The organism is Fundidesulfovibrio magnetotacticus (assembly GCF_013019105.1).
GTDB lineage: Bacteria > Desulfobacterota > Desulfovibrionia > Desulfovibrionales > Desulfovibrionaceae > Fundidesulfovibrio > Fundidesulfovibrio magnetotacticus.
The window spans coordinates 35,204-47,563 of sequence record NZ_BLTE01000023.1 but is presented as its reverse complement, the minus strand read 5'-3'; the positions used below and the strand labels follow the sequence as shown (position 1 = coordinate 47,563).

The following is a 12,360-nucleotide window of genomic DNA, read 5'->3' as shown; positions in this document are numbered from 1 at the left end:
GCGGTCGGAGAATATGCCTCCGGCGGGCAAAGGGCTACGCCCTCTGCACTCCCACTCCGCTTCGCGGGCTTCACCAGCGACGACAGTCTTGCCAGCAAGACCTTTGCGGCTGCGCCGCCTTTCGCGCGGGAATTCGCGCAAAGCCGCGAATCCCCGCGCGGGGGGCCGTGGTACTGCGCGCCAGGGTTTCGAGCAAGAATCAATTCTCGGATTTTAAAGGATAATTACTTGTTCATCGTCGCTTGCGACGATGGCAGTCCGCCGGGATAAGCGCTGCTTTGAGCGCGTTCCCGGCGGGTGTCTGCTGTTGTCCGGACGTCTGAAGACCAGCCGCCCCCTCTCACACAGGCCTACCCGGTGAAACCCGCGAAGCAACATGGGATTCCAAAGGGCGTAGCCCTTTGGCCGCCGGAGGCTATTCCTCCTCCCCTCCCTCCACCGCCGTAACCGCACCGGGCGTCACCGTGAAGCAAAGGCGGGTCTGGTTGGGGCAGTGCTGCGCCCTCGCGGAAGCGCTGCGGGGAGGTCGGAGTATTCTGCCGGTTGGGTGACTGAGCGATCGCGGTGAGTTGTCATGGCCGTGAGCCATCCGAAGGCCTGCCTTCGGATGGCTCACGGCGCGAAGAGGGCGGGTCAGGATCGGCGGGGCAGGGCGGGCTTGGGTGAGTCGGCGGCGAGTGCGCAGCCGGCTTCGGTTTTGAGTTGGTCGATGATGCGCCCGAGTTCTCCTGCCTGGTCGACGAGGCCGGAGATGGCGTGAGCGGCGTTTTCCACGGAGTTGGTGGTCTGGGTGGTGAGTTCGCGCACGAAGTCGAGGGATCGGTTGATCTCCTCGGACGCGGCGGATTGTTCTTCGGCTGCCGTGGCGATGCTTTGGATCTTGTCCGCGGAGCTTTGTGCGCCCTGGACAAGTTCACCGAGCACGGCGCCGGAAGTGTCGGCCATCTGGCGAGCCTGTTCGATGCTGGTGATGGCCTTGTCGGTGTTGGCGATGCTGTCCTTTGCGGAGTCCTGGATGGCGGTGATGGATTCGGTGACTTCCTTGGTTGCGGTCATGGTTTTTTCGGCCAGTTTGCGCACCTCGTCGGCGACCACGGCGAAACCGCGTCCGGCTTCGCCCGCGCGTGCGGCCTCGATGGCGGCGTTGAGCGCCAGGAGGTTGGTCTGGTCGGCGATGTCGGAAATGACGGTGAGGATGCGCCCCACATCCTGGGAGCGTTTGCCCAGGTCGTCCATGTTGGCCTTGAGGGCTTGGGCCTGTCCGGCCACCTGGCGCATGGCCTGTATGGATTGCTCCACCACGCTGCGTCCTTCGAGGGCTTTGGCCTTGGCCTGTTCGGCTTCAGAGGAGGCGGAGGCGGCGTTCTTGGCCACGTCGACGACGGCCTCGGTCATCTGTTCCATGTTGGTGGCGGTTTCACGGATGCGGTCGCTCTGGAGTCCGGCGCGGTCCTTGATTTCGTAGGCCTGCCGCGAGACCTCCTCGGTGTCGGCGCCGATGTGGTTGGCGACGGTTTCGAGCAGGGCGGCGGCATGCCCCATGCCGTCGCAGCGTGCTTTTTCAGCCTTGTCGACGGCCTCCACGGCGATGAGCCGGGCCTGCTCCGCGGCGGCGGCCTTCTCCTCGGCTTCCCTGGTTTTCGATTCGATGGCCTGGATGTTGGAACGCAGGGTGGCCACCATGGTGTTGAGGGCGGCCTGCATGTGCGCGGCTTCGTCGTTGCCCTGGGCGTCGAGGTTGATGTCCAGGTCGCCCTTGGCGCAGCGTTCCGCGGCTGCGGTGGCCTCGCGGATGGGGCCGGTGATGGTGGAGATGATCAGCCCGCACAGGCCGATGATGATCACCAGGGTGATCGCGATGCCGGTGAAGATCCTGGTGAGGATCGAGCGGATGCGTTCTTCGCTTTCCGTGCGGATGACTTGTTTCTGGCGTTCCACGTTGTCGATGTAGACGCCTGTGCCGATCCACATGGTGGTGCCGGGGATCATGGTGGCGTAGGCGAGTTTGGGCTGGTCGCCCTGTCCGGGCTTGGGGAAGACGTATTCCACGAACCCCCCGCCCGCCTTGGCCTTGAGCATGAGGTCACGCACGAAGTAGACGCCGTTTTTGTCTTTCGAATCGGCGAGGTCCTTGCCCTGCGTTTCCTTGCGGGTGGGTAGGGCCACGTTGGTGGTGTTCTCGTAGACGAAGAAATAGCCGGACTTGTCTGCCTCGAAGCGGATGGGATCGACCATCTGGCGGATGAGGTCGATGCGTTTTGCCGGGTCGGCCTGCGATTTGATTGCCTCTCCGATGGAGAGGGCCATGGAGTCCGAGGCGATGGCGAGCTTCTGCTTTTCACCTTCGATCATGATATTCTGGGCCGCGAGAACGTTGTGGTCGAGCACCTGCTTGATGCCCAGGTAAAATGCTGTGACCACGCCACCCACGAAGGCCGAGAAGAGAATGATGAGCAGGGCGAAGCGCCAGGAGATGGAAAGGCGGCGGAAGAAGAGGCGGAATCCATTGGCCCGGGGGTTGGCTGAGGTCATGGATCGATCCTCCTGGAATGGAAAGAATTCAATTCTGGTTACAATAACCCGAAACGGCACTCCTTGGGCAAGAAAAAAAAGGGGGGCCGGACGGCCCCCCAGGATGATGCGGGATGTGCGCCTAGCCGGGCAGCATCCACTTGAGCGGATAAGCCATGAGCATGGTCAGGCAGGAGACGAAGAGCACCATGGCCACGGAGTGCCACAGGGTGAAGCGGAAGATGTCGCCGTCCTTGCCGTGGAGGCCGGTGGCGGCTACGGCCACGGAGATGGACTGGGGCGAGATCATCTTGCCGGTGACGCCGCCGGAGGTGTTGGCGGCCACGCACAGTTCGGGACGCACGCCGATTTCCAGAGCGGTGGTCTTCTGGAGGTTGCCGAAGAGCAGGTTGGACGAGGTGTCCGAACCGGTCAGGAACACGCCCAGCCAGCCGAGGATGGGGGCGAAGAACGGGAACATGACGCCCGTGCCGGCCAGAGCCATACCGAGGGAGGTGGACATGCCGTTGGCGTTCATGATGAAGGCCAGGCCGACGATGTTGCCGATGGAGATGATGGGCCAGCGGAGCTGGTTGCAGGTCTTGCCGAAGCAGGCGATGGCCTTGCCCATGGTGTAGCCGGGCATGATGAACACGGAGAGCAGGCCCGAGAGCAGGATGGCGGTGCCGGCGGCGGCCAGGGGCTGGAAGGCGTACTTCACGGCCTGGGGGGTGGCCACGTTGTTGACCATCTTGGCCACCATGTTGTGGTACAGAGGCCATTCGATCTGGATGTTGATGGCGGCGGCCAGGATTTTCTTGATGGAAGGCCAGCCCTGAATGAGCACCAGCACGGCCAGGATCAGGTAGGGCATCCAGGCGCGCAGGATTTCGCCAGCGGAGTAGTTGCTGGTGGCCTTGCCGGTGGAAGGCGCTTCATCGGCGAAGTGGAAGGTGGTCTTGGGCTTCCAGACGCGCAGGAAGGCCCACAGGGCGATGATGGTCACGATGGCCGACAGGATGTCGGGCAGGGTGGGGCCGTGGAAGTTGGACATCAGGAACTGGGTGCCCGCGAAGGCCACGCCGGCCACGAGCAGGGCGGGCAGGACTTCCATGGTGCGCTTGAAACCGCACATGGTCACGGAGAGCCAGATGGGCACGATCACGGACAGGAACGGCAGCTGGCGGCCGACGATCTGGGAAAGGACCAGTTCGTCGAGCTTGGTGGCGCCGGCCACGGCCGTGATGGGGATGCCCACCGCGCCGAAGGCCACGGGGGCGGTGTTGGCCAGCAGACAGATGCCCGCGGCATAGAGGGGGTTGAAGCCCAGGCCGGCGAGCATGGCCGCGGTGATGGCCACGGGGGTGCCGAAGCCGGCGGTGCCCTCGATGAAGGAGCCGAAGGCGAAGCCGACGAACACGGCCTGGAGGCGGCGGTCGTCGGTGATGGTCGCCAGGGAGTTCTTGATGATCTCGAACTCGCCGGATTCAACGGTCATGTTGTAGACCCACACCGCGGTGACGACGATCCACACGATGGGGAAGAGGCCGTAAACAAAGCCGTAGGTGTAGGAACCGATGGCGGTGGAGGCGGGGATGCCCCAGAACACGATGCCCAGCACGAGGGCGGCCAAGCTGGCGACGGCGCCGGCCACGTGGCCCTTGGCGCGCTTGACCGCGAGCATGTAGAACAGAATGTAGATGGGGATGCCCGCGACCAGCGCTGACATGACATAGCTGTCACCCAGCGGTTTGTAGACCTGCAACCATGCGCTCATCAGTTCCTCCTTCAATGGGTTGGTTGAATTCTAGCCCAGGGTCTGAGCGTAGAGTTCCACGGGGTGCTTGACCGCGATGCGGTCTCCGGCCTGGGACATCATGTCTGCGATCTGCATCATGCAGGCCGGGCATCCCGCGGCCACCACGTCGGCCCCGGTAGCCACAATGCTGTCGCGCTTCTTCTTCCCGATCTTGGTGGAGACGGAGTAATGCTGCAGGTTGAACGAACCGCCGCAGCCGCAGCAGACGTCCGAACCGGCCATTTCCACCTGTTTCAGGTTGGGGTTGGCGCCGAGCACGGTCCTCACCTGCCCGCTCACACCAAGGCTCTTCTTGAGATGGCAGGGATCGTGGATCGTGACCGTTTTGGCCCCCGCCGCCGGTTCCGCCTTGGAAACGCCCAGCTTGTCCGCGATGAAGGCGTTGATGTCCATGGCTTTGTCGGCGAGCATGGCGATGGTCTCCCGTTCGGACTGCGAGAACCCCGAGTTCATCAACGGCCAGATGTGATGGAAGGCCGAAGTGCAGGTGCCGCAGGGGGTGAGGATGTAGTCGAAATCACCCTTGCCGAACACCTTGAGGTTCATGCGGACCAGGTCCTCGTAGCTCTTGAGGTCGCCTGAGGCCAGGGAGGGCACGCCGCAACAGACCTGATCGACGGGCATGTAGATGCCCACGCCGTGGTGCCTGAGCACCTTGAGCACGGCCTCGCCCACGCTGGTGAACATCTTGTCCACCACGCAGCCGTAGAAGAAGGCCACCCTCAAGCCGCTCAGTCCGGGCGCGGTGTCGATCGTGCCGTTGCCGCGCAGGGGCTTGTCCGCCAGGGAGAGCAGGTGACGGTCTCCCAGAAGCGGCGACAGAAGCTTGGAACATGACGATCCGATGATGTCGTTCACCGGGGTCGTGAAGAAGCCCTGGAACTTGGAGCCCAGGGCCAGGAGATTGTTGAACAGGGCGGGCTTGGTGATCATACCCCGGAAGATGGCCTTCTTGACGGGGGAGAGCCCCAGGTAGGCCGTGATAATGGCCCGGGCCTTGATGAAGATGTCCAGGGCCTTCACGCCGGAGGGGCAGGCCGCCGCGCAGGAGCCGCAGAGCAGGCACTTGTCCAGGCGCTCTTTCACGGCCTCGGCGTCCTTGATCATCTCGTGGCTCAGGAACTCCAGCAGGGCGATCTTGCCGCGCGCCACGTCGGCCTCGCGGCCGGTTTCGGCGAACACCGGGCACACGCTTTGGCACATGCCGCAGCGCATGCACCCGACGATCTGGTCGTCGAGCTCGTTCAACAGTTTGAGCATGTGGTTGAGGTCGGCCATGTCGCTACTCCCCCAGAATCTTGCCCGGATTGAGGACGTTCTTGGGGTCCACGGCGGCCTTGATGCGCTTGGAGAAGAGCACGCTGGCGCGGTTGGTTTCCTTTTCCATCCAGCGCGACTTGGCCAGGCCGATGCCGTGCTCTCCGGAGAGGGTGCCGTCCAGGCCCAGGGCGGCCTCGAAGATGGCGTCCACGCCCTTTTCCACGCGGTGGAACTCTTCCTTGTCGCGGCGGTCGCAGAGGATGGTGGGGTGCAGGTTGCCGTCGCCCGCGTGGCCGAAGGTGCCGATGGTCAGCTTGTATTCCTTGGCGATCTTGTCCAGGGCCTGCATCATGGCCGGGATCTTGGAGCGGGGCACGGTGGCGTCTTCCAGCACCGTGGTGGGGCGCAGGCGGGCGAGCGAGGAGAGGGCCGCGCGGCGGGCTTCCCACACCTTGTTGCGCTCCACGGCGTCCTTGGCCACCTGGATGCGGGTGCAGCCGTTGGCCTTGCAGATGGCCTCGACCTTTTCGGCCTCCTCGGCCACCTGGGCGGGGTGTCCGTCCACTTCGATGAGCAGGAGCGACCCGGCGTCCGTGGGCAGGCCCACCTTGGCGAAGCCTTCAACAGCGCCGATGGTGAAGTTGTCCATGAACTCCAGCGTGCAGGGAACCACCTTGGCGGCGATGATGGCCGAAACGGTGCGCGAGGCGGTCATGATGTCGGGGAAGATGGCCATCATGGACTTGGCGGCCTGCGGCGGGGGAACGAGCTTCAGGATGAACTCGCTCATCACGGCCAGGGTGCCCTCGGAGCCCACCATGAGCTGCGGGATGTTCAGGCCGGTGACGCACTTCACGGTCTTGGAGCCGGACTTGCAGTAGTTGCCTTCCACGTCGAAGAAGTTGACGCCCATCACGTAGTCTTTGGTGACGCCGTATTTCAGGCCGCGCAGGCCTCCGGCGTTCTCGGCCACGTTGCCGCCCAGGGTGGAGACGGCCTGGGAGCCCGGGTCGGGGGGGTAGAACAGGCCCTTGGCGGCCACGGCGGCGGCGAACTTGGCGGTGATGGCGCCGGTCTGGACCACGGCGTACATGTCTTCCTCGTTGACTTCGAGGATCTTGTTCAGGGCGTTGCTCAGGAGCACGATGCCGCCCTTGGAGGGGATGGTGCCGCCGGAGAGGTTGGAGCCCGCGCCGCGCACGGTGAGAGGCAGGCCGTTGTCGTTGCACAGTTTCACGATCCTGCCCACCTGGTCCATTTCGGAGGGGCGCACCACCAGGGCGGGGAGCACCGGATCGAGCACGGCGGCATCGTAGGAGTAGGAGTGCTTGTCCGCCTCGGCGTCCATGACGTTTTCAGCGCCGACTATGCCGACAAAAGCTTGTTTGAGGGACTGGCTGACCATGCTGGTGATTCTCCCGGTCGTTTTGAGGTTGCATCACCCTCCCCGGTCAAGGAGGGTTCGGTCAGCCGTCCTTAACAACAATCGTGCCAAGATCGCATTTCTTTGATTTACCTTTTATTTCAATGTGCTGGAGATGTTACCGTCTCCAGTCGGCGTCTTTGGGAAATTAATCTCAATCTCTGTCTGAAGAAAATTAGTCTTTATATTCTCTGTTGTTAGTAGGCGTGTTGCGTGCCGCGGCGGTAGTCCGGTTTCCCGGATGGTCTGCCTGCGTCCGGGATTTCAGACGGGAAGTTGACTGGTCAAGGTTCATGATCTGGCCTTGCGAGTCAGGGTTCATTTTGCGGAGAGATGCCGTTCTCCTGCGCAAAAGACCTTTTTTGAAATCGTTTGTTTGCATTATATCAATAAGTTATGTGCGCGACGACAGCATTGTGAAAATGTGGACAATAAGGCGGTTAAGTCCTCTCCGGGGCAATGCCGCATCGGGACAGAGGCGTCCGGTCCGCCTGACAGCGCTTCCAGCGCAGGACGTGGCGGTTCATCAGACCCTTGGGGCCTTTGGGCCGCGCCTGCTTGGCACGGGTTCAACCGCGAGTCGTTGCGCGTTCCAGCAGGATCGGACGTCGGGCCGGTAGGGAGGAATCCCCGTCGGCCGGGCGTCTCTCATGCGGAATCCCGCCATGCAGCGCGGCGGCGAGAGGTCTCGAAGGATCGGTGCGGGCGGTCGGACGGCAGGGAACGTGGGCGAACGGACGGCACGGAGCGCGGCGGGCGGAGGCTTCGCCCCCCGTACTTCCCGACCGCTTCGGGAAGGCTGTCGGCGCGGCGGCGGCTTCTGGAGGCCATCGCGCGTATCTGCCATCCGGCCGCTAGAGGGTCATGTTGTGCTTCTTGAGAAGCGCGTAGAAGTGCGAACGCGAAAGGCCCGAGGTGTCCAGCATGGCCTGGAGGTCCTTCCCGCACTGGAAGAGGAGGGCGTCCAGGTATTCGCGCTCCTTGGCTTCCTTGAAGGCCTTGAGCGTTGTGAGCATTCCCGCGCAGAGCCCCACGGGGCCAGGCAGGGGAGCGGCGGGCTCGGCGGGGCGCACGCGCTCCATGTTGGCCTTCATCACGTGCAGGCGCACCTCCACGGGCAGGTGCTTGGCGTAGAGGGTGGGCTCGTTCCCGGCGGAGGCCAGGGAGCGCTCCATCACGCCGAAGAGTTCGCGCACGTTGCCGGGCCAGGAGTAGGCCATGAGCATGTCCGAGAAATCGGTGCCCATGCCCTTGGTGGGCAGGCCGTAGCGCTCGCAGAGGTCCGTGAGGTGCGAGGCGGCCAGGCTCTTGATGTCCTCGCGCCGCTCACGCAGGGGCGGCAGGGCGATGACGAAGGTCTTGAGCCTGAAGAGCAGGTCCTGGCGGAACTCGCCCCTGGCGGCCATTTCCTCCAGGTCACGGTTGGTGGCGGCGATGAGCCGGAAGTCGCTCTGGATCTCCACGCTCGCGCCCACGGGGCGGAAGCGCTTCTCCTGGAGCACGCGCAGAAAGGCCTTCTGGATGGTCATGGGCATTTCGCCCACCTCGTCCAGGAAAAGGGTGCCGCCGTCGGCCAGCTTCACCAGGCCTGGCCGGTCCTGGTCCGCGCCGGTGAAGGAGCCTTTGCGGTGGCCGAACAGCGTGCTCTCCAGAAGCGTTTCGGTGAGCGAGGCGCAGTCCACCGCCACGAACTCGCCGGAGGAGCGCATGGAGTTGGCGTGCACGGTGCGGGCCATGAGTTCCTTGCCCGTGCCCGTCTCGCCCGTGACGAGCACCGGCCCGGTGAGGCGGGACGCCTGGGCCACCTGGTCCAGGCAGGCCTCCATGCGCGGGCTCGAGCCCACCACGCCTTCGCGGCGCAGGGCCACGGTGGCCCCGGCCTGCTCCTTCTCCTTGTGGTACTTGAGCGCCCTGGTGAGCGAGAGCATGGTCTGTTTGATGGGCGCGGGCTTCACCAGATAGTCCCAGGCGCCGCCGGAGATGGCCACTTCGGCGCCGTCGGGGTCGCCCAGTCCCGTGAGGATGATCACCTCGGGAGGGTTGTCGCCCCGGCGCACGGCGGGGAGTGCTTCCAGGCCGTTGCCGTCGGGCAGGCGAATGTCCAGGAGCACCACGTCCACCTGGCTGGTGCGCAGGAGGGCCAGGCCTTCGGCCAGGGTTCCCGCTCCCAGGAAATCGAAGCGCATGCGGCGGGAGAGGCTTTGGAAGGTGCCCCGGATTTCGGGGTCGTCGTCGATGACGAGGATGGTGGACATCAGGCTTGGTTCTCGTCCAGGAGCAGGCCGATGGCGCCGGCCAGCTCCTCGCCGTTGTAGGGTTTGAGCAAAACGGTGCGGATGTTGCCCGCGTGCTGGGCGGCCGTCAAGGCGCTGCGCCTGCCGGAGACGAGGATCACGGGCAGGTTGGGGGCGATGTCCTCGATGCGCTGGGCCAGTTCCACGCCGGAGAGGGCGGGCATGTCGAAATCGGTGACCACCACGTCGAACGCGCCGGGCAGGGCCGTCACGGCGTCCAGGGCCTCCTGCGCGCCGCTCACGGCGGTGACCTCGTAGCCCAGCAGGCTCAGCACGCGGGGGATCACGGTGAGCTGGTCGGCGTCGTCCTCCACGAAAAGGATGCGCTCGTCGCCACGGCGCGCGGCGGCCTTGGCGGCTATGAGCGCGCGGGGGAAGCTTGCGTCGAAATCGCCCTGCTTGGGCAGGTAGATCTCGAACGTGGTGCCCTTGCCGGGCTGGCTGGCCACGCGCAGGCCGCCCCTGTGAGACTTGACGATGCCGTGCACCACGGCCAGGCCGAGCCCCGTGCCTTCGCCCTTGGCCTTGGTGGTGAAGAAGGGGTCGAAGATGCGGTCCATGATGTCCGGGGGAATGCCCGGTCCCGAATCCGAGACGGCCAGGCGCAGGTAGCGGCCGGGCTGGACGTTGACCATCTCGGCGTGCGTCTCGTCCAGGTCGGCTTCCACGAGTTCCAGGGCGAGATGTCCGCCGGTGTCGCGCATGGCCTGGAAGGCGTTGGCGCAGATGTTCATGACGATCTGGTGCACCTGGGTTGGGTCGGCGAAGGCGATGGCGGGGTTGACCTGGATGTTCTCGGAGAGGGTGATGTTGCGCGGCAGTGTGGCGGCGAAGATGGCCAGGGCCTCGTGGACCACCTCGGCCATGTCGGTGGGGGCGAAGCCCTGCTGGGAGGGGCGGCTGAAGGCCAGGATCTGTTGCACAAGCCGCGAGCCGCGCCGGGCCGCCTTGAGGGATCGCTCCATGTCCTGGGCGGTTTCGGAGTCTTCCGCCAGGTCCATGAGGGCCAGTTCGGTGGAGTTGATGATGGAGGTGAGGATGTTGTTGAAGTCGTGGGCGATGCCCCCGGCCAGCGCGCCGATGGCCTCCATCTTCTGAGACTGGAGCAGCTGGCGCTCCAGGGAGAGCTTGGCGGTCACGTCCTCGGCGGTGCCCAGGATGCCCATGATCTCGCCGGTTTCGTCGTGCAGGGGCACGACGGTCATCTCCAGGGTGACGGGGTCGCGGCCGGGCAGTTCGATGGTCCACTCGCGGCGGTGCACCGAATGCCCCGAGGCCAGCACGCGCCGGTTGACCTTCTCGGCGGAATCGGAGGCTTCGAGGGGCATGATGGCCCCCACGCGGCGGCCCACGATGGACTGGGCGTTGTCCAGGCCGAAGAAGTCCACGAAGGAGCGGTTCACGCCCATGAAGTTGAGGTCGCGATCCTTCCAGTAGACAAGCTGGGGGATGTTGTCGAGCACGGTGCGCAGCATGGCCTGGGAGCGGCGCAGGGCCTTTTCCGCCTCGCGTCGCAGGGTGATGTCCTGGATGGCCTCCACCACGCCCGCCACCTCGCCCTTGGCCGAAAGGTAGGTGGCCTTGCTCACGATGACGCCGTGGGTTGCCCCCGCGGAGTCCTGCATGTCGGTTTCGTAGCTCAGCACGCCGGGCACGCGCAGGAGGTGGCGCTCGGCGGCGTCATGCCTGCGGGCGAGGGGGTGCTGGAGGTTCTTGAGCAGGTCGCCCCGGGCCACGCCGAACCACTTCTCGAAGGCCAGGTTGCAGCCAAGGAAGCTGCCGTCCACGCCCTTATAGGAGAGTGGCAGGGGGATGGTGTCCATGAGGATGTGCAGAAACGAGAGCTGGTTCTTGATCTGGAGTTCAACCGACCGCTTCTGCACGATGGACGTGATGAGCAGCACCAGGATGAACACCAGCAGGAAAAAGCCCACCAGGCCAACCCACACCACCTGCTTGTTGATGGTGTAGAAGGTGAGGGGTTCGTTGATCAGTGTGGAGCCCAGGGGCAGGGCGTCCTCTGGAATCTTGAAGCGTTTGAGGGCCAGGTAGTCGAAGAGGTAGGGGTCGTCGAACTTGTCCACGACGGGTATGTTGGCGGGAGATTCCCCCGAGAGGATGCGCAGGGCCATGTTTCCCGCGATCTGCCCCTCGCCCTGGCCCGAGTGCAGCTTGCCGCCCACGATGCCGTGGCCCAGCATGAACTGCCAGGCGCTGTAGATGGGCACGGGCGAGCGCCGCGAGACGATCTCGCAGACCTCTTCCACCGAGAACACCTGCTTGCCCGAACCCAGGTAGATGGGAATGAGGAAGATCATGTCCGAAGGGGAGAGGGCGTCGGTCTTTTCCAGGAGTTCCGGCAGGGTGTGCACTTCCCAGTATTCGAAGGCGAAGAGCTTGCTCACGCGGGCGGCGGCGCGCTGCACCTGCTTGCGGATGGCCTGGCCCGTGAGCGACATGTCCGACACCACGATCACCCGGGTGATCTCCGGGCTCAGGCGGTGGGCCAGCTGGAGGTTCGCGCTGATGTCGGTGGTCTCCACCACGCCGGTGAAGTTGGAGTGGCCGCGCAGGGTGGCCGGATCGTAGTCGTTGACGCCGCAGAACACCACGGGGGTTTCGGGGAAGAGCGAGGGCTGGTGCTCCAGGAGGAACTGGTAGGCGTTGTCGTCGGAGGCGATGAGCACATCGAAGGTGACGCCCTGGTATTTCTCCCGGTAGAGGGTGGCCAGGGTGTCGCTCATGCTCGTGCCGTAGAAGCGCTTGGAGTCCATGTATTCGATCTGCAGGTCGTAGGGCAGGGTGGACTTGTCCAGCGCGTCGCGCAGGCCTTGCAGGATCTGGTCGGACCAGGCGTATCCGTTGTGGTAGGAATTGAGGTAGAGGATTTTCTTCTTGTTGATGTCGGGCTGGGCCAGGGAGACGCCGGCCCAGCCGAGGCAGGCCAGAACGGTGAGGAGAACCGCGAGAACTCTGGCGGGCCAGCGAAAGGCCGGGTATGGCCTGGATTGGGGGCTTGCGGATGGCATGGTCGTGGGGCCGGACGGCGTCCG

The 12,360-nt window shown here is 64.6% G+C and carries 6 protein-coding genes; all 6 read right to left on the bottom strand.

All coding sequences use genetic code 11. From position 1 onward, the window contains the following. Positions 1-633 precede the first annotated feature (633 nt). Positions 634-2,532, bottom strand: a complete 1,899-nt coding sequence (locus tag NNJEOMEG_RS18545; protein WP_173086962.1) for a methyl-accepting chemotaxis protein — start codon at positions 2,530-2,532, stop codon at positions 634-636. 121 nt (positions 2,533-2,653) lie between these two features. Continuing rightward, the gene (locus tag NNJEOMEG_RS18540) at positions 2,654-4,288 is read right to left on the bottom strand and encodes an L-lactate permease (protein WP_173086961.1); all 1,635 of its coding nucleotides are present in this window, start codon (positions 4,286-4,288) and stop codon (positions 2,654-2,656) included. 30 nt (positions 4,289-4,318) lie between these two features. Beyond that, positions 4,319-5,608: a (Fe-S)-binding protein gene (locus NNJEOMEG_RS18535; RefSeq protein ID WP_173086960.1), complete on the bottom strand. Its 1,290-nt coding sequence runs from the start codon at positions 5,606-5,608 to the stop codon at positions 4,319-4,321. 4 nt (positions 5,609-5,612) lie between these two features. Then, a complete protein-coding gene (locus NNJEOMEG_RS18530) occupies positions 5,613-6,995 on the bottom strand; it encodes an FAD-binding oxidoreductase (protein WP_173086959.1) in 1,383 nt (460 codons plus the stop codon). 872 nt (positions 6,996-7,867) lie between these two features. Further along, positions 7,868-9,268 (bottom strand): sigma-54-dependent transcriptional regulator, encoded by a 1,401-nt coding sequence (locus tag NNJEOMEG_RS18525; RefSeq protein ID WP_173086958.1) that lies wholly within the window; start codon positions 9,266-9,268, stop codon positions 7,868-7,870. Continuing rightward, positions 9,268-12,336 carry an ATP-binding protein gene (locus NNJEOMEG_RS18520; protein ID WP_173086957.1) on the bottom strand — a complete coding sequence of 1,023 codons (3,069 nt, stop codon included), beginning with the start codon at positions 12,334-12,336 and terminating at the stop codon, positions 9,268-9,270. Before NNJEOMEG_RS18520 ends, NNJEOMEG_RS18525 begins: the two co-directional genes overlap by 1 nt. Between the last annotated feature and the right edge of the window lie 24 nt (positions 12,337-12,360).